Annotated in this window: 20 protein-coding genes and 1 tRNA gene; 19 read left to right on the top strand and 2 right to left on the bottom strand. The window is 60.9% G+C overall.

Annotated features, from left to right (window positions below):
- Nucleotides 1-38 precede the first annotated feature (38 nt).
- The 12 genes from ACX3VQ_RS01905 (at nt 39) to rpmE (ending at nt 10,885) form a co-directional block, all read left to right on the top strand.
- Nucleotides 39-467, top strand: a complete 429-nt coding sequence (locus tag ACX3VQ_RS01905; RefSeq protein WP_462579250.1) for a MarR family winged helix-turn-helix transcriptional regulator — start codon at nt 39-41, stop codon at nt 465-467.
- 79 nt (nt 468-546) lie between these two features.
- Nucleotides 547-1,488 (top strand): alpha/beta hydrolase, encoded by a 942-nt coding sequence (locus ACX3VQ_RS01900; protein WP_462579249.1) that lies wholly within the window; start codon nt 547-549, stop codon nt 1,486-1,488.
- 89 nt (nt 1,489-1,577) lie between these two features.
- Nucleotides 1,578-2,300, top strand: a complete 723-nt coding sequence (pyrH, locus tag ACX3VQ_RS01895; protein WP_462579248.1) for a uridine monophosphate kinase — start codon at nt 1,578-1,580, stop codon at nt 2,298-2,300.
- Between the two features lie 3 nt (nt 2,301-2,303).
- Nucleotides 2,304-2,861 (top strand): ribosome recycling factor, encoded by a 558-nt coding sequence (gene frr, locus ACX3VQ_RS01890; RefSeq protein WP_462579247.1) that lies wholly within the window; start codon nt 2,304-2,306, stop codon nt 2,859-2,861.
- A gap of 25 nt (nt 2,862-2,886) precedes the next feature.
- On the top strand, nt 2,887-3,582 hold the full coding sequence (gene uppS / locus ACX3VQ_RS01885; RefSeq protein ID WP_462579246.1) for a polyprenyl diphosphate synthase: 696 nt from the start codon (nt 2,887-2,889) through the stop codon (nt 3,580-3,582).
- A gap of 52 nt (nt 3,583-3,634) precedes the next feature.
- A complete protein-coding gene (locus tag ACX3VQ_RS01880) occupies nt 3,635-4,249 on the top strand; it encodes a phosphatidate cytidylyltransferase (RefSeq protein WP_462579245.1) in 615 nt (204 codons plus the stop codon).
- On the top strand, nt 4,246-5,400 hold the full coding sequence (gene dxr / locus ACX3VQ_RS01875; RefSeq protein WP_462579244.1) for a 1-deoxy-D-xylulose-5-phosphate reductoisomerase: 1,155 nt from the start codon (nt 4,246-4,248) through the stop codon (nt 5,398-5,400). The genes ACX3VQ_RS01880 and dxr overlap by 4 nt, the downstream gene beginning before the upstream one ends.
- A 24-nt stretch (nt 5,401-5,424) precedes the next feature.
- A complete protein-coding gene (rseP, locus tag ACX3VQ_RS01870) occupies nt 5,425-6,501 on the top strand; it encodes an RIP metalloprotease RseP (protein ID WP_462579243.1) in 1,077 nt (358 codons plus the stop codon).
- A gap of 155 nt (nt 6,502-6,656) precedes the next feature.
- Entirely contained in the window at nt 6,657-9,359 is a 2,703-nt protein-coding gene (bamA, locus tag ACX3VQ_RS01865; RefSeq protein ID WP_462571844.1) for an outer membrane protein assembly factor BamA, read from the top strand.
- The gene (locus tag ACX3VQ_RS01860) at nt 9,359-10,060 is read left to right on the top strand and encodes an OmpH family outer membrane protein (RefSeq protein ID WP_462571845.1); all 702 of its coding nucleotides are present in this window, start codon (nt 9,359-9,361) and stop codon (nt 10,058-10,060) included. The genes bamA and ACX3VQ_RS01860 overlap by 1 nt, the downstream gene beginning before the upstream one ends.
- A 30-nt stretch (nt 10,061-10,090) precedes the next feature.
- Nucleotides 10,091-10,555 (top strand): 3-hydroxyacyl-ACP dehydratase FabZ, encoded by a 465-nt coding sequence (fabZ, locus tag ACX3VQ_RS01855; protein WP_462579242.1) that lies wholly within the window; start codon nt 10,091-10,093, stop codon nt 10,553-10,555.
- 105 nt (nt 10,556-10,660) lie between these two features.
- Nucleotides 10,661-10,885, top strand: a complete 225-nt coding sequence (gene rpmE, locus ACX3VQ_RS01850) for a 50S ribosomal protein L31 (RefSeq protein WP_462571847.1) — start codon at nt 10,661-10,663, stop codon at nt 10,883-10,885.
- A 72-nt stretch (nt 10,886-10,957) separates the two neighbouring features.
- On the opposite strand, the gene ACX3VQ_RS01845 is transcribed toward rpmE, so the two are convergent.
- Both ACX3VQ_RS01845 and ACX3VQ_RS01840 read right to left on the bottom strand, forming a co-directional pair.
- Nucleotides 10,958-11,272 carry a TraR/DksA family transcriptional regulator gene (locus ACX3VQ_RS01845; protein WP_462571848.1) on the bottom strand — a complete coding sequence of 105 codons (315 nt, stop codon included), beginning with the start codon at nt 11,270-11,272 and terminating at the stop codon, nt 10,958-10,960.
- A 2-nt stretch (nt 11,273-11,274) separates the two neighbouring features.
- Nucleotides 11,275-11,907, bottom strand: a complete 633-nt coding sequence (locus tag ACX3VQ_RS01840) for a prolyl hydroxylase family protein (RefSeq protein ID WP_462579241.1) — start codon at nt 11,905-11,907, stop codon at nt 11,275-11,277.
- A gap of 204 nt (nt 11,908-12,111) precedes the next feature.
- Here ACX3VQ_RS01840 and ACX3VQ_RS01835 point away from each other — a divergent pair.
- The 7 genes from ACX3VQ_RS01835 (at nt 12,112) to ACX3VQ_RS01805 (ending at nt 17,219) form a co-directional block, all read left to right on the top strand.
- A tRNA-His gene (locus ACX3VQ_RS01835) sits at nt 12,112-12,188 on the top strand.
- A 61-nt stretch (nt 12,189-12,249) separates the two neighbouring features.
- Complete coding sequence (locus ACX3VQ_RS01830; RefSeq protein ID WP_462579240.1) at nt 12,250-13,281, top strand: Leu/Phe/Val dehydrogenase; 1,032 nt, start codon at nt 12,250-12,252, stop codon at nt 13,279-13,281.
- Nucleotides 13,282-13,377: 96 nt separating this feature from the next.
- Nucleotides 13,378-14,100 (top strand): heme ABC transporter permease CcmC, encoded by a 723-nt coding sequence (ccmC, locus tag ACX3VQ_RS01825; RefSeq protein WP_462571852.1) that lies wholly within the window; start codon nt 13,378-13,380, stop codon nt 14,098-14,100.
- Nucleotides 14,100-14,240, top strand: a complete 141-nt coding sequence (ccmD, locus tag ACX3VQ_RS01820) for a heme exporter protein CcmD (RefSeq protein WP_462571853.1) — start codon at nt 14,100-14,102, stop codon at nt 14,238-14,240. The genes ccmC and ccmD overlap by 1 nt, the downstream gene beginning before the upstream one ends.
- Entirely contained in the window at nt 14,237-14,707 is a 471-nt protein-coding gene (gene ccmE / locus ACX3VQ_RS01815; RefSeq protein WP_462579239.1) for a cytochrome c maturation protein CcmE, read from the top strand. Before ccmD ends, ccmE begins: the two co-directional genes overlap by 4 nt.
- Nucleotides 14,704-16,692, top strand: coding sequence for a heme lyase CcmF/NrfE family subunit (locus tag ACX3VQ_RS01810; protein WP_462579238.1), 1,989 nt, complete (start codon nt 14,704-14,706; stop codon nt 16,690-16,692). Before ccmE ends, ACX3VQ_RS01810 begins: the two co-directional genes overlap by 4 nt.
- Nucleotides 16,692-17,219, top strand: a complete 528-nt coding sequence (locus tag ACX3VQ_RS01805; RefSeq protein WP_462571856.1) for a DsbE family thiol:disulfide interchange protein — start codon at nt 16,692-16,694, stop codon at nt 17,217-17,219. The genes ACX3VQ_RS01810 and ACX3VQ_RS01805 overlap by 1 nt, the downstream gene beginning before the upstream one ends.
- Nucleotides 17,220-17,226: the final 7 nt, after the last annotated feature.

Here is a 17,226-nt window from a genome sequence, read left to right as displayed (position 1 = left end):
TGGGGGAACAAGGGGCCGGGCACTGGCAGAGGGCAGGCATGAACAATTTCAATGCTGTTTCAGTTTGGCCAGCAATCGTGCGGGCCTATCAGGGCATTCGCGCCGAAGCGGAGCGGGCACTGAAGCCGCACGGGATTGCCTCACTTGAGGAATATGACGTTCTGCTCGAACTCAGGCGTGCAGCGCGGCCATTGACCCACTGGGAAATCGAGGAGCGCACCTTGCTCAGGCAATACCAGCTTTCCCGGCTTGTCGATCGGCTCGTACGCAAGGGGTTGGCCGAGCGTACCGTGTCCAACGATGATGGCAGGGCCAGGCTGATTACGCTGACCGCCAAGGGCCGCAAGGTTCAGAAATCCGCCGGCGACGCTTACATGGCAGTCCTGGAGCGAAAGATTGTCCAGCGGATCGGGCAAGATCAAGCCAGCGCAGTCAAGTCACTGCTGGACAGGATTACTGCCGATTGAGCCCCTGTCATCAGTTGTTTGCCCTGCAACTGGCGGCTAAGCGGCGCCACAACAGTTCACATCCGGATCCGGAGAATTCATGCCTTTTTACAAAATGATATTGGTTGGGGCGGCGATGCTTGCGGCCTGTTCCGCGGCCCCGGCATCGCAGGCGGATGGCGGCTCTCTCGCCAGCGTGCCTAGCCAGCGCGGCGATGGGCAAGCCTACGAAATTCTCGGAACGCAGGTATTCGACGTTCCCGACCCGGCCAGCGGCATTCCTTACCAGGTATTCGTCAGCCTGCCGAGCAGCTACGGCGAGGATCCTTCGCGGACCTATCCCACAGTCTACGTTACCGATGCCGATTACGGCTTCCCCATGCTGCGCCTGATCGGGCGAAGGATGAACGGCGAAGGCCCGCGGGTGGAGGAATTCATCCTGGTCGGTCTGTCCTACGGCAAAGGTCAGGGCGGCATGGAGAGCCGCCGACGCGACTATACTCCAACGCCCAACGGACCGGTCGGTGCCCCGGCTGATGCCCGGCATGGCGAGTCGCTGCGCTATCGCGACTATCTGCGCGATACGGTGCTGCCCTTCATTGACGGGAAATTGCGGACGCGCCCGGATCGCAGGATCTATGTCGGACATTCCTATGGCGGTTTGCTGGGCGCACAGATCCTGATGACGGATCCTGCCATGTTCAGCGGATACGTTCTGGGAAGTCCTTCATTCTGGTATGACAAGCGACACCTGTTGCGGGAGACGCCGCAGCTTCTCGCGCAGCGCGACAATCTGTCCGCGGCAGTCTATCTTTACGTCGGAGAGTTTGAGGCGGTGCGCGCGGGCGACCGCCGCTATAATCGGGAGGCCGATATGGTGGCCGACAATCGCCGCTTCGCGGAACTGCTTGAGGCCAAGGCTTACCCCGGGCTCAAACTGAAGTCTGAAGTGCTGGCGGGCGAGGATCATCTTTCGGTGGCGCCGCGCGGCTTTACGCAGGGGCTGCTCCACTTGCTTCCGGCAGCTAATCCCGCAGACTAGCGCCGCCTTTCTCTTTGCGCCAGAGGGTGCTTGCCGCTAAGGAACCTCGCAGTTCCCAACCACAACCAGCCGACGGATTCTCATCGCTCATGCCGATACAGCAATACAAGCGCATCCTTCTTAAGCTTTCGGGCGAAGTGCTGATGGGCGAGCAAGAGTACGGCATCGATCCCGCCTATGTCACCCGGCTCGCCGAAGAGGTGAAGGCGGCGAAGGAAACAGGCCTTGAAGTTTGCCTGGTGATCGGCGGCGGTAATATCTTCCGCGGAATCAGTGCTGCAGCCAAGGGGCTCGATCGGACAACCGGCGATTACATGGGCATGCTGGCCACGGTCATGAACGCGCTGGCGATGCAGAATGCGCTTGAGCAGTTGGGCGTGCAGACGCGGGTTCAATCCGCGATCCCGATGTCGAGCGTGTGCGAGCCCTATATCCGCCGCCGCGCCGAACGTCATTTGGAGAAGGGCCGGATCGTGATTTTCGCTGCGGGCACCGGCAATCCCTTCTTCACCACAGATACCGGCGCTGCGCTGCGTGCGGCGGAAATGAACTGCGATGCCTTGCTCAAGGGCACCAGCGTTGACGGGGTTTATGACAGCGATCCCAAGCATAACCCCGGTGCGAAGCGGTTCGACACCATCAGCTATGATCAGGTGCTGTCCGACAATCTCAAGGTGATGGATGCCACCGCCGTTGCGCTGTGCCGCGAAAATTCCATTCCGATCGTCGTCTTCTCGATCCGCGAAAAGGGCAATGTCGCCCGCGTGCTGAGCGGAAGCGGCGTACAGACAATTGTGCAAGAGGAAGCCTAAGCCATGCCGCAATACGATAGGGCAGACATCGAACGCCGGATGAAAGGTGCCGTGGAATCGCTCAAGAGCGACCTTGGTGGCCTGCGCACCGGCCGCGCCAATACCACCCTGCTCGATCCGGTGGTGTGCGAAGTTTACGGCGCGATGATGCCGCTGAGCCAGGTGGCGACCGTTTCCGCCCCCGAACCGCGCATGCTCAGCGTGCAGGTGTGGGACAAGTCGAACGTGATCGCGGTGGAAAAGGGTATCGCGAAGGCCAATCTCGGCCTTAACCCGATGATCGACGGGCAGACGATCCGCCTCCCTATTCCCGATCTTACCGAGGAACGTCGCAAGGAACTGGCGAAACTGGCCGGTGAATATGGCGAGAAGGGCAAGATCGCGATCCGCAATGTGCGGCGCGATGCCAATGAAGCGCTGAAGACTGACGAGAAGAAGAAGGAAATCTCCGAGGATGAGCGTAAGCGCCACGAGGACGAGGTCCAGAAACTGACCGACAAATATGTCGCGGAAACCGATGAAGCGGTAGCGAAGAAGGTCCAGGAAATCCTGACCCAGTGAGCGGCAGGATGTTCGGAGGGGATTGATGGGCGAGAAGCCCTCACACGAAATCGGGCGTGCGCGTCACGTCGCCATCATCATGGACGGCAATGGCCGCTGGGCGAAAAGGCGCGGCCTGCCGCGTTCGATCGGGCACCAGCGCGGCGTAGAGGCCGTGCGCGAGCTGGTGCGCAGCCTGGCCAATACCGGGCTCGACTGCCTGACCCTTTATGCCTTCAGCAGCGAAAACTGGAAGCGGTCAGACGACGAGGTCGGCGATCTGATGAATTTGATGCGCAAGTTCATCAAATCTGACCTGCCCGAATTCATCGCCAATGATGTCCGCTTGAAGATTATCGGCGATTGGCAGGCACTTGCGCCGGATATTGTAGAAATGCTCGAGGATGCGCTGGACAAGACCAGCAATGGCTCGCGGGTGCTGGCGGTGGCGCTGAACTATGGCTCGCAACAGGAAATTGCGCGCGCTGCGGCCAAGGCGGCAGCGATCGGCGAGGTGAACGAACGGTCCATTGCCGCCCATCTCGATACCGCCGATTTGCCGCCGCTCGACCTGCTGATCCGCACCAGCGGCGAGATCCGCCTGTCGAATTTCCTGCTGTGGCAATCGGCCTATGCCGAGATGCTTTTTATCGATACGCTGTGGCCCGATTTCACGCCTGAAATGTTGAGCCACGCGCTTGATGATTTCGCGCAGCGGGAGCGACGTTTTGGCGGGCGCTGAGGCCACGAAAAAGAGCTCCGACCTCCCGGTGCGGGTTGCTTCTGCGGCCGTCATGCTTGCGGTGGCGGGCACGGCGCTGTGGCTGGGCGGGCTATGGTTCGATCTTTTTGCGCTGGTTGTGGCGCTGCTGTGCGTCAGCGAATTTGGCAGACTGGCCTTGCAGGCGTTCGCGGGGCGCATGGCAAAGATCGCCGCATTGCTGCTGGGCGGGGCCTATATTGCTGCTGCGGCCTACGCGCTTATCATCCTGCCGGCGGAAGTGGTTCTGGGTGTGATCGCGGTGGTGGTGGCAACCGACACCGGCGCCTATTTCAGCGGTCGCACAATCGGCGGCCCGAAGATCGCCTCGAAAATCAGCCCGTCCAAGACATGGGCGGGGCTGGGCGGCGGCATGCTGGCTGCAGGGCTGGTTTCGCTCGCCTTTTTCTATTCCAATGTGGGTGAGCGTGCTTTTTCGCCCATGGGTCTGGTTGCACTTGGCATCGGGGCGGGTTTGGCGGTTGTCGCGCAATCGGGCGACTTCTTCGAGAGTTGGCTAAAGCGCAAGGCAGGGGTGAAGGACTCCTCGAACCTCATTCCTGGCCACGGCGGCGTTTTTGACCGGGTTGATGGGCTGCTGCCGGTGGCCATCGTCACCTTGTTTCTGTGGTTTGGCGCGCACCCATGACCCGCACTCTCACCATCCTCGGCGCAACCGGCTCTGTGGGGGAGCAGACGCTTGATCTTGTCCGCCGCAATCGCGAGGCGTGGCGGGTGGAGGCACTGACCGCCAACGGAAATGTCACCGACCTTGCAAGGCTGGCCCGCGAATTCGGTGCGAAACTGGCCATTTGCGGCGATGAGGGCTGTTTGCCCGAACTGCGTGAGGCGCTTGCCGGAACCGGCATCGAAACCGCTGGCGGAGCGCAGGCTCTGTGCGAAGCGGCGGCTCGGCCTGTCGATATCACCGTGGCGGCGATCGTGGGATGTGCCGGCCTTGCACCGGTGATGGCCGCGATCGAGCAGGGCGGCACCTTGGCGCTCGCCAACAAGGAAGCGCTGGTTTCCGCTGGAGACGTCATGACGGCGGCGCTCGCGCGGCACGGGGCAACGCTGCTGCCGGTCGATAGCGAGCACAATGCGATATTCCAGTGCCTGGCGGGCAACCGGATCGAGGATGTTGCGCGCATCACGCTGACAGCGAGCGGTGGGCCATTTCGCACCTGGTCGTTCGAACAGCTCGAAGCGGCAACCCCGGCGCAAGCGGTGGCTCACCCCAATTGGGATATGGGCGCCAAGATCAGCGTCGATTCGGCAACGATGATGAACAAGGGGCTTGAGTTCATCGAGGCGCATCATCTGTTCCCTGTCGGGCTCGACCGTTTGCGGATCGTGGTTCACCCGCAGAGCGTTATCCATTCGATGGTAGAATATCGCGATGGCTCGACACTGGCGCAGCTCGGCCCGTCCGACATGCGCGTGCCGATCGCCTCATGCCTTGCCTGGCCGCAGCGGATGGACACGCCGCTGGCCCCGCTCGATTTGCCGACGATTGGCGAGCTGAGCTTTTTCGTACCCGATGAAGCGCGCTTTCCCGCCACGCGGCTGGCCCGCGAAGCGATCGAAGCGGGGGGAGGGGCGCCTGCAACGCTCAATGCAGCCAACGAAGTGGCGGTGGCGGCCTTCCTTGCCGGTCAGATTGGGTTCACCCGCATTACTGCAGTGGTGGAAGACACACTTCACCGCTATAGCGCTCCGGCGCCGCAATGCCTTGATGACGTTCTTGGTGTCGATCGCGAGGCAAGGGTGCGTGCGAGTGAACTGCTGGAGATAGCCTAATTGCTTGAATCACCACCTTTCTGGATGTGGGTCCTGGGCTTCCTGCTGGTGCTGGGCCCGCTGGTAACTGTTCATGAACTGGGGCATTACCTCGTCGGCCGCTGGTTCGGTGTGAAGGCCGATGCCTTTTCAATCGGCTTCGGCAGGGAATTGACGGGCTGGACCGACAGGCGCGGCACGCGCTGGCGATTGGCACTGATTCCGCTGGGCGGATATGTCCAGTTCAAAGGCGATATGAATCCGGCCAGCGTGCCCGATCCGCGTGCGCCCACAGATAGCGATACTTTTCAGTGCAAGCCGCTTTGGCAGCGTGCGCTGATCGTGTTTGCCGGCCCGGCAACCAATCTGCTGCTGGCGGTGGCAATCTTCGCTTCCTTCAATCTGGCGTATGGCAAGATTGAAACCCACAGCGAGATCGGCGGCTTTGCAGAGATGTCCGCTGCGCGTGACGCGGGGCTCCGCCAAGGCGATCTGATAACCCGGATCGATGGCAAGCCGATCAGCGATTTTTCCGATATCGGCGCGCTGGTGATGATGTATCCCGGGCGCGAAGTGCAACTCACCTATCGGCGCGACGGGGCGGAAAATACTGTGCCCGTGGTGATTGACGAAAGCGTGGAAAGCGATCGGTTCGGTAATGAATCGCGCATCGGGCGGCTGGGTGTCTATTCACAGCAGCCCGATATTATTCCGGTGGGGCCGGTGGAATCGGTTGCACTTGCTTTCGAGCAGAGCTTCGGACTGATGGAAATGATGGTCACCGGCGTCAAGCAGATCGTGCTTGGCGATCGTTCGATCAAGGAATTGGGCGGCCCGATCAAGATCGCCAAATATTCCGGCGAACAGATGAGCCTGGGGCCGCTGGCCATGGTCAGCTTTGCTGCGCTGATTTCGCTTAATTTGGCATTCATTAACCTGCTGCCAATCCCTGCGCTCGACGGTGGGCACCTGGCTTTCTATGCGGCAGAAGCTGTCCGCCGGAAGCCGGTGGGTCCACGCGGCCAGGAATGGGCATACCGTACCGGCATGGCCCTTGTGCTTGTGTTGATGGTGGTGGTTACGGTGAACGACATCGTCTCGCTCCCGTTTTTCGGGAGTTAGTCGGGGAAAGGGCACCGCACGTCGGCAATTGGCGGGACGCCCCGCTTGATTGCCAACCCCGCATCGGGCAGAGGCGGCGGGGATTGCGCCGTCCGTGTCTGTGGCCGGGTGGCGGGGTTTGGAAGAGTTGAGAATTTGACGGGAAACTTGCGAATATGAGTGGACGTATCAAGGCTGATGCCGGCGCAAGTATCCTCGCCGGGCGATGGGCCGCAGCACTGCTGGGCACGACAATGCTTGCAGGGCTGCCCTTGTCAGCGTTGGCGCAGGAAGCGCCGCAGGACGAGGCTGAGGAAACGCAGCCTGTCGAAGCGCCGGACCAGGCGCAAGCCGGCAACACGATCCGATCGATTACCGTAGTCGGGTCTGAGCGTCTCGAACCGCAGACGATCCTTAGCTATGTGCGTCTGCGCGTGGGGCAGGAATATACCTCCGTGGCTGCCGACGCTGCGCTGAAGGATCTTGGCGCGACCGAACTGTTTTCGAACTTCTCGATCCGCAATGATGGCGGCAATGTCGTGATTGAGGTGACGGAAAACCCGGTCATCAACCGCATCATCCTCGAAGGCAACAAGCGGATCAAGAACGACAAGATCCTGCCGGAGATCAAGCTTTCGCCGCGGCAGATCTTCACTCGTTCCAAAGTTCGCGCAGACGTGTCGCGTATTGTGGAGTTGTACAAGCGCCAGGGCCGGTTCGCCGCGACCGTTGAGCCGAAGATGGTGCAATTGCCGCAAAACCGCGTCGATATCGTTTTCGAGATCAGCGAAGGCCCCAAGTCCAAGGTTCGCCAGATCAACATTATCGGCAACGAGAAGTTTTCTGACGGTGCGTTGCGCAGCGAGATGGTGACCAAGCAGTCTCGCTGGCACCGCTTCTTCAGCTCGAATACCAGCTATGACCCGGATCGTTTGGCGTTCGACCAGCAGAAGCTGCGCCAGTTTTACCTTACCGAAGGCTATGCCGACTTCCGCGTGGTTTCGGCTGTGGCCGAGCTAACGCCGGACAAGGAAGATTTCATCATCACTTACGTGGTGGAAGAGGGTGACCGGTACAAATTCGGTGATGTCAAGGTGGAGAGCCAGCTGCGCGACTTCGATGGCGATCTGATGACCCAGCGGCTGCCAATGGCCAAAGGCGACTGGTACGACGCGAAGCTGGTTGAAGATACTGTCGAGCAGATCACCGAATTGGCGGGGACCTTCGGCTATGCCTTTGCCGATGCCCAACCGCGGTTTGATCGCAGCCGCGAAGACCTGACCATGGATGTCAACTTCGTGATCCGGGAGGCGCCGCGCGTTTATGTCGAGCGTGTGGACGTCAACGGCAACACGCTGACGCAGGACAAGGTCGTTCGGCGTGAATTCCGCATTGCAGAAGGCGATGCATTCAATTCGCTGCAGGTCAAGCGCACCACAGCCCGCATCAACTCGCTGGGATTTTTCCAGGAGAATTTCGAGGTCAGCCAGGTTCAGGGCAGCCAGCCTGACCGGATCGTGCTCGAAGCAAACGTTCAAGAGCAGCCGACCGGCGAATTGCAGCTTTCGGCAGGTTTCTCTTCGCTTGAACAGTTCATTCTTGCCGCGTCGATTCGCCAGCGCAATTTCCGTGGGCGCGGCCAGACTGTCGGTCTCAGCGTGAATTGGTCGCGTTTCAGCCGGTCAGCTTCGGTCAGCTTCACCGAACCCTATCTGTTCGATCGCAATATCTCGACCGGCGTGGATATTTTCCGGCAGGATTTCAACAGCTTCAACTTTGCCAGCCGGGATCGGAACCGGACCTTCGAGCAATCGACCACCGGCTTTACCGTGCGTGCAGGCGTTCCGATGACGGAATTCGTGTCTTTCATCGCAAGCTACACGCTCAAGGTTGACGACATCACCCTTGATCCGAACGTGTTCTTCGCCGATTTCGACGGGGATGGCATCCGCACCTGCGAGCCTTTGCTGGCGGGCCGTTTCCTGTGCGATGCGATCGGTAATCGGACCAGTTCGATCCTGGGCGCAACGGTTGTCCATAATTCGCTCGACAGCCGCCTGCGGCCAACCCGCGGGAGCAATGTTTCGTTCACTACCGAATTGGCTGGGCTTGGCGGCGATGTGAAATATGTCCGTGTGCGCGGCAAGGCATCCCAATTCTGGCCAGTCATGGGCGGTTTCATTTTTTCGCTTTCAGCCGAGGGCGGCGCGATCAACGCCCTGAGCGGTTCGCGCGGGCCAGGGGTCGACAAGGTCTTGCTGACCGATCGTTTCCAGCTTGGCGAACCGCAGATCCGCGGGTTCGATATTCGCGGCGTTGGGCCACGCGTGCTGCGCCAGCAGTATGTTGACGATGCTGACGGAAATCCGGTGCTGATCACTGACCGGGACCGGGTTGTGGACGATGCGCTGGGTGGCCGCGCCTATTATCTGGGCCGCGCCGAGCTTGAAATTCCGCTGGGATCGGGTGCACGCGAGCTTGGGCTGCGCCCATCGATCTTCCTTGATGCCGGCGCTCTGTTTGGGGTGACGCGGCCGATCCTGCAGGATAATCCCAACGGCGTTCAGTTTCGCGATGCAGATGGCAATTTGCTGTACCTCGAACTGACCACCGGGTCTGATGGAGTCCAGAGGGTCATCACCACCACCAACCCCATTGCGGCTGACGGCGTGACGGCCAATGCACCGTCGATCATCCAGGGCAGCCGCTTTCGCGAAATCTTTCTTGGCGATAGCGCCCAGCCGCGCATTTCGGTTGGCATAGGGGTCAACTGGAATTCACCCTTCGGTCCATTCCGGATCGATCTCGCCAGAGTGCTGAAGCAACAGCCGGGCGATGACACCAAAAGCTTCACATTTAACGTAGGAACTCAATTCTGATGAAATCTCTCAAAAACCTGCTCGCCACTGCGAGCATCGCCATCGCGGCTGTCGCCGCGACCCCTGCCGCCGCCCAGGTTCAGGGCAAAATTGCTACGGTTGATATCCCGGCAGTGGTTATCAGCACCAATGCTTTTGGCACGGCGTATCAGCAGGTCGGCACCACCTACAAGGCGCAGATTGATACGATTCAGGCGCGCCAGCAGGAAAGCCAGACCTTGCTCAAGCAGCTCGATACCAACAGTGACAACCAGCTCGATGAAGCGGAGCAGGAAGCTGCCCAGAACACCCCGCAGGCTAAGCGGCTGCAGGCGATAGAGCAGGAAGTCGGCCAGCTGAGCAACCAGGTTGAAGCCGCGCGCGTCTATGCCGTTGAGCAGATTCTCGCTCAGTATGGCCCGGCGCTGCAACAGGTAGTCCAGCAGCAGCAGCTGCAGCTCGTGCTTACACCCGAAGCGGTGATTTACGCGCCGCCGCAAGCCAGCATCACCCAGCAGGTGAGCACTGCACTCAACACCCTGGTGCCGTCGGTTGCAATCGTGCCGCCGCAGGGCTGGCAGCCCAACCGCAATGCCGTTGGCCTGTATCAGCAGATCCAGCAGCGATTGGTCGCTGCACAGGCGATGCAGGCGCAGCAGCAAGCCGCCCAGCAGCGGGCCGGACAGCAACCCCCGGCAACACAGGCGCCCAGCGGGCGCTAAGCGGTCAGCGATGAAGAGGCGGGCAGGGCAATGAGCGATGGCGACGGCGCAAGCGCGTATGACATTCACAGAATCCTCAAGGCCCTGCCACATCGCTACCCCTTGCTGCTGGTTGACCGGGTGCGCTCCCTCGAACTGGGTGAGCGTATCCATGCGGTGAAGGCGGTTTCCTTCAACGAGGAATTCTTCCAGGGGCATTTTCCCGGTGCCCCGATCATGCCGGGCGTTTTGCAGATCGAGGCGCTGGCGCAGGCCGCGGCGATTCTGGGCATTGAAACGCTCGAACTTGCGGGAACCGGCAAGCTGGTGTTCTTCATGGGGATCGAGGGGGCCAAATTCCGTTCGCCGGTGACGCCGGGCTGCCTGCTCGATCTGGAGGTGGAATTCATCCAGAAGCGCAGCCGGGTCTACAAGTTCAAAGGGCGGGCGAGCGTGGAAGGCAAGACCACTACGGAATGCGAATTCACCGCGATGATCGCCGATCCGCCAGCTTAGCGTTCAAAAAACTTGCAATCGCGCAGCCTGCCCGCTAACCGCGCGCCTTTCCGAGAACACAGCACCGCCGGTCGGAACCGGCGCAAGCTATAAAGGATATTCGAGATGAAAGCCGAAGGGCACCCCGATTACCACACGATCACGGTCAAGATGACCGATGGCACAGAGTTCCAGACCCGCTCCACCTGGGGCAGCGAAGGTGACACTTTGACGCTCGAGATCGATCCTACCAGCCATCCGGCATGGACCGGCGGGCGTCAGCAGCTGCAGGAAGGTGGCCGTGTGGCGGCGTTCAACAAGCGCTTTGGCGGGCTTTCGCTCAAGAAATAGACGTCACTTTCGACGTCGGCAGATGAAAGGGCGGTCCGATTGGGCCGCCTTTTTCGTGTCAGGATTGCCGGGTCACGCGCAGCTGATACAGCGCGTTGCAATAGGGCGTGCTTCGAGCCGCTCGCGGCTGATCTCCTCGCCGCAGATCGCGCAGGTTCCATAGGTTCCGTTCTCGATCCGCAGCAGCGCCAGGCGAATCTGGTGGATTTCATCACGCAACACCGTGTCCACGCCTTCGAGTGCCTCGTCATCGGCCAGATCGACCGCCTGCTCTTCCCAGTCGGCATCAAGCGGATGACGCAGATCGTCCTCGATCACTTCGGCGCGCTGAAGCAGATCGTCCAGCCGGGCGCGAAGCTTCTCGGCGATGTCCTTGTAGTCACTCATTATCAAGCCCACTCCTTTTCACGGTACCACTTGGTTATCACATATTTCAGGCCATGGCGCACTTTCATCCCGTGATGAAGCGTATTCGGATTGACGCTGCCGTCCAGGCGGCGGTTATTCCAGCACAACAGCTTGCCGGCTTCGGGCTGAATAGTTTTGCCAATGGCCTTGAACCTTGTCGCGCCGCCAGATTCCACGTCATTGAGATAGATCATGAAAGTCCAGGTGCGTTGGCCCGCGATCGCGCAGAATTTCCGGAAGTCGGCCCCGTCGGGGGCAAAATAATCGGTGTGCGGCTTGAATTCCTGCCCCACCGCATAGCGTTGCCCCTGGACCGGTTCGCCATAGGCCGGATCGATCCCTGACAGTTCGGCCAGGAGAACTTCAAGCTGCTGGACCACGGCCTCGCGTGCTTCGAGATCGCAGGTTTCGCTGGTGCGGAAATAATGGTCGCCATTGTCGTCCGCGATAGTGCTGGGGCGGCGGTTGGTTTCGATCAGATCGATCAGTTCGCGGCGCATATCTGCTGGCAGAAATTCGCGGCACTGGAACAGCTCAAGTTTGGCGCTGGGCACGCGCTGCATTTTTTCCCGCATCAGCAATCGCTCAGCGGAAGAATCGCCCGGGCTTGTCATTGCATAAGAATAGGCGGCCAGCGCGTGCGCGCAATGCACGAAATAATCTTGCGCGATCAGCCCCTGAGCGAAGTTTTCACTTCCCAAACCGGCCCGGCTATGCAACAGGCTCGCGCCCGTTGCAGCTGGCCTTGACCATGCTGTGGCAAAGCGTATCAGCCCCGCTTGCGCGGCTCGACTTGCAAAAGCGGGACGGGGCATGTGGCGATCGTAGCTCAGATGGTTAGAGCGCCGGTTTGTGGTACCGGAGGTCGGGGGTTCGAGACCCCTCGATCGCCCCATCATCCCCCGTCAGCACAGTCAGACGACCGCCGAATCAGGCATGGTCAAAGGACATGTGGCATGACGGTATTCTGGAACGAACCCGATTTTGACGATCACGAACAGGTGCTGTTCGTGCGCGACGCGGCATCCGGCCTTACCGCGATCATTGCTATCCACTCCTCACACCTCGGCCCGGCCGCGGGCGGCACACGCTTCTGGCACTATGCCGATCGGGCCGACGCGATTCGTGATGCCCTGCGCCTTAGCCGCGGGATGAGCTACAAGAACGCCATGGCGGGCCTGCCGGCCGGAGGCGGCAAGGCTGTGATCCTTGCTGACGAGAATCGCACCAAGACACCCGAAATGCTCGCTGCTTTTGCGCGTGCGGTCGAAGGGTTGGGCGGCCAGTATGTTACCGCGCAGGACGTCAATATCACCCAGGACGACATGCTCGAGATTGCGAAGCATACTTCGCATGTTGGCGGCATGCCGGACCAGGGGGGCGATCCCGGGCCCTATACTGCGCGGGGCATCTATCTGGGCGTCAAGGCGGCGGCCAGGCGGGCGCTGGGCGTTGGCGATCTCAAGGGAGTGCGCATTGCCGTGCAGGGTGTGGGCAGCGTGGGCGGCGGGTTGGCCCGTCATCTCGCCAAAGCAGGTGCAGACCTGATTCTGGGCGACATGAATGCCGATAAAGCAGCAGCCCTTGCCGACGAACTGGGCGCACAGGCTGTCAGCGCTGAAGAAATCCTGACCGTTGAAGCAGACATCGTCAGCCCCAATGCACTTGGTGCGGTTCTGACCGAGGAATCGATCGCCAGACTGAGAACCAAAGTGGTTGCCGGCGGCGCCAACAATCAGCTGGCGACCGGCAGTGAAGGCAAATTCCTGCGCGATCGCGGCATTCTTTACGCGCCGGACTATGTCATCAATGCCGGGGGCATCATTACTGTATTGCGGCATATTGACGGGGCAGACGAGGATACCATCAATGCGCGGATCGACCGCATTCCCGACCGGCTCAAAGCGATCTGGCAGGAAAGCGAAACCACCGGCGAAACTCCCGATGTGGTCGCAGACAAGATGGCGCAGCGCCTGATCGGACGCTAGGGTCCTGACCCTGGGCGCAAAGCGAGTTGCGTATAATGCAGTCTTGCGGGCGATGGAGAGCGCTGCGATAGGCCCCGCAAGAGGTTTTGATAATCTATGCATGGCTTTGCCAATCCCACGCGTTTCCTCAAGCTTGCTCGATGGCTGACCCCGCTGCTGCTGGTGTCGGGCCTTGTGCTGGTTGCCGGCAGTTTGTGGTGGGGGCTGTTCAAGGTCCCGCCAGACCGGCTGATGGGCGACACCGTGCGCATTCTGTTCATCCACGTGCCCACCGCATGGCTGGGGATGGGCGGTTGGAGCGCGATAGCAATTGCCAGTCTCGTTTACCTGGTCTGGAAGCATCCACTGGCGGCGATTGCCGCACGCGCGGCGGCGGTGCCGGGCATGGTCTTTACCGCCATCTGCCTGGCGACGGGCTCGATCTGGGGGCGCCCCACCTGGGGCACCTGGTGGGAATGGGACGGGCGGCTCACCAGCATGCTGGTGCTGCTGTTCCTCTATTTCGGCTATATCGCTTTGTCGCAGGCAGTTGAGCGGGAAGGTGTTTCGCCGCGTATCGCCGCAATCTTCGGGCTTGTCGGCGCGGTCAATATCCCGATCATCAACCGTTCTGTGGTGTGGTGGAACTCGCTCCACCAGCCGCCCAGCATCACCATGGGCAAGAGCGCAATCGACCCTGCTTTCCTCAATCCGCTGCTGGTCGCGGTGTTGGGCTTTTCGCTGCTGTTCGGCGGGGTAGTGCTGGCGCGGATGCGGGCCTTGCTCGCCGACGTGCAGGCCGAGGCGCGCCTGCGCCGCATGGCACTGGAGGCGGCGTGATGCGCGAAGGACTGGACCAGTGGGATTTCGTGGTGGCGGCATATGCCGTGGGCCTGATCGGCTTGGCCGTGCTGGTTGCATGGGCATGGTGGGATATGCGACGCGCCGAAGCGCGCCGTGATGAGGTGAAACGAAAATGAACGCGTTCAAGCCCAAGCATCAGCGACTGGTCCTGATCAGCCTGGCGCTGGTGGCCATCATCGCGGCGGGCCTGCTGGCGGCGTGGGCGCTGCGGACTCAGGCGGACTATTTTTACCTGCCAAACGAAATGATGGAGGAACCACCCGAAGTTGGCCGGGCGGTGCGGCTCGGCGGGATGGTGGCCAAAGGATCGGTTCAAACCATGGCCGATGGCGTGACCGTGGCTTTCATGGTGACCGACCAGACCGAGGTGCGCATGCCGGTGCGCTATAGCGGCATCTTGCCTGACTTGTTCGTAGAGGGTTCGGGCGTGGTTGCCGAAGGCAGTCTGGGCGCAGATGGGGTGTTTGTGGCGGACAATTTGCTCGCCAAACATGACGAAAATTACGTACCGCGCGAATTGCAGGAAATGGATCAGCATCGGGCCGCGAAGATGTCCGAGGAAACGACGGTTGGACTCGAATGAGCGCTGAACTCGGCCTTGCCGCGCTGTGGATGGCCGCTGCGCTTGCATTCCTGCAGCTGGCCGGAGGCGCGCTGGCGCAGCGTGACCCTGAAGCGCCGCTTGCCGCGCTGGTGCGCCCGGCTGCGATGCTGCAGGGCCTGCTCGCCCTGTTCAGTTTTGCGATGCTGCTGTGGGTGTTTGCGACAACGGATCTTTCGGTGAAGCTCGTGGCGTCGAATTCACATTCGATGAAGCCGATGATCTTCAAGCTTTCGGGTGCCTGGGGCAATCACGAAGGCTCGATGCTGCTGTGGGTCACGGTGATGGCGCTGGCCGGGGCGTTGATCGGCTGGCTTGAGAAACGCCTGCCGGAAAAAACCATGCAGGCAACACTCGCTGCACAAGGCTTTGTGGCAATCGGATTTTATGCCTTTCTGCTGCTCAGCTCCAACCCGTTTGAACGGCTACCCATGCCGGTGGCCGAAGGAAACGGACTCAACCCGCTGTTGCAGGACATCGGCTTGGCCTTCCACCCGCCCACGCTGTACATGGGCTATGTCGGCCTGTCGGTTGCCTTCAGTTTTGCTGTCGGCGCGCTGCTGACACGGCAGGTGACGCCTGAATTTGCGCGTGTCATGCGCCCCTGGGTGCTGGGGGCCTGGGTGTTCCTGACGCTTGGCATTACTGCCGGATCCTATTGGGCCTATTACGAGCTGGGCTGGGGCGGCTGGTGGTTCTGGGACCCAGTCGAAAATGCATCGCTGATGCCGTGGCTGGCGGCGACAGCCTTGCTTCATTCGGCCAGCGTGCTTGCAGCGCGCGACGCACTGCGCGCATGGACCATCATGCTTGGCGTAGTGGCCTTTTCGATGAGCATGGTCGGCACATTCCTTGTCCGCTCGGGCATCCTTACCAGCGTGCACGCCTTTGCGGTCGATCCCGAACGCGGCACATTTATTCTTGCGCTGCTGGCGGTGTATATCGGGGGCGCGCTGCTGCTGTTCGCCCTGCGCGCAGGCTCGGTCTCTGAAGGGCGGCGCTTTGCGGCAATGAGCCGTGAAGGCGCGCTGGTATTCAACAACGTCATGCTTTCGGCCATCCTTGGGATCGTGCTGCTGGGCACGCTCTATCCGCTGTTGACCGAGGCGTTTGGCGTGCGGGTTTCAGTTGGCCCGCCCTATTTCAACCCGGTGGGCGCGATCTTCACCATCCCGATGCTGCTGGTGATGACAGTCGGCCCCCTGTTGCGCTGGCGCGAAGACAATGCAGAGCGCGTGCGCGTACCCATTGCCATCACGACCGCGCTGATTGTGACGACCGCACTGTTCGTAATGCTTGCGGCGGGCAATATTTCGCTATTGCCACTGCTTGGCCTGGCGATTGCAGTGGGGCTGGCAGTGGCCAGTTTGATGCCGCTGCGCGGGCGCAACCTGCTGCGCACACCGCTTTCGACCTGGGGCATGGTTGTGGCCCATTTCGGTATCGCTGTGTCGCTGTTGGGCATGGCAAGCGAGAGCGCCTTTACCGAGGAAAAGCTGGTGGCTGTTGCGCCGGGAGACACCACTGAAGTTGCCGGTTGGCAAATCGAGCTGGAAGGCATTGACCCGGTTGCAGGCCCCAACTGGACTGCAATGGAGGCGCGCCTGCTGGCGCGGCGCGGCGCGGGTGAGCCGCACGAATTGCGCCCCGAGGCACGCAGTTTTTGGGCTCCCGTTCAGCAAACCACGGAAAGCGCGCTGCTAACCCGCTGGGACGGTCAGCTTTATGCCGTTATCGGTGACCAGGCGCCTGATGGCAGATGGCAATTGCGCCTGTGGTGGAAGCCACTGGTCACGCTGATCTGGCTGGGGGGCTTGCTGATCGCACTGGGCGGAGTGCTGTCGATCATCGGGCGGCTTGCAAGCGATATACGTCGCCGCTCGGCTGACCGGCGCGAGGCAGACGAACATGACGATCTGGCGCAGATCAGGGCCGGACAATCAGGCCTTGCCGGGGAGCCGGTGTAATGCGCTGGACATTATGGGCACCTTTGTTGCTGTTTGCCTTTTTCCTGGGCCTGGCCGGTTATCAGTTGAGCCAGCCGAAAGAGCAGTTCATTCATTCCACCATGATCGGCAAACCATTGCCCGGGTTTAATCTTGAGCCAGCGAGCAGCACCCGGCCCGGGGTGTCCCTGGCAGATTTCAAGGACGGCAAGCCCAAACTGCTCAACATCTGGGCGAGCTGGTGCCTGCCCTGCATCGCCGAAGCACCGCAGCTTGAGGCGTTGAAGGAAGCTGGAGTCGAAATCATCGGCGTCGCGATCCGTGACCGCCCCGAAGATGTCGACCGCTTCCTGGAAATGCACGGCAATCCTTACACCAGGATCGGTGCCGACGATATTTCGGCGATCCAGCTTGAAATCGGATCTTCGGGCGTGCCGGAGACTTTCGTAATCGACGGGCAAGGCATCATCCGCCACCAGCATATCGGGGATGTGCGCGCCGGGGACGTGCCCGAACTGCTGGCCAGGCTGCAAGAGGCCGCGCGGTGAGGCATTT

The sequence above is a fragment of the Altererythrobacter chaiwopuensis genome (assembly GCF_054957735.1).
Note: the sequence above shows the minus strand (reverse complement) of the source record. Positions and strands in the feature narration are given on the sequence as shown.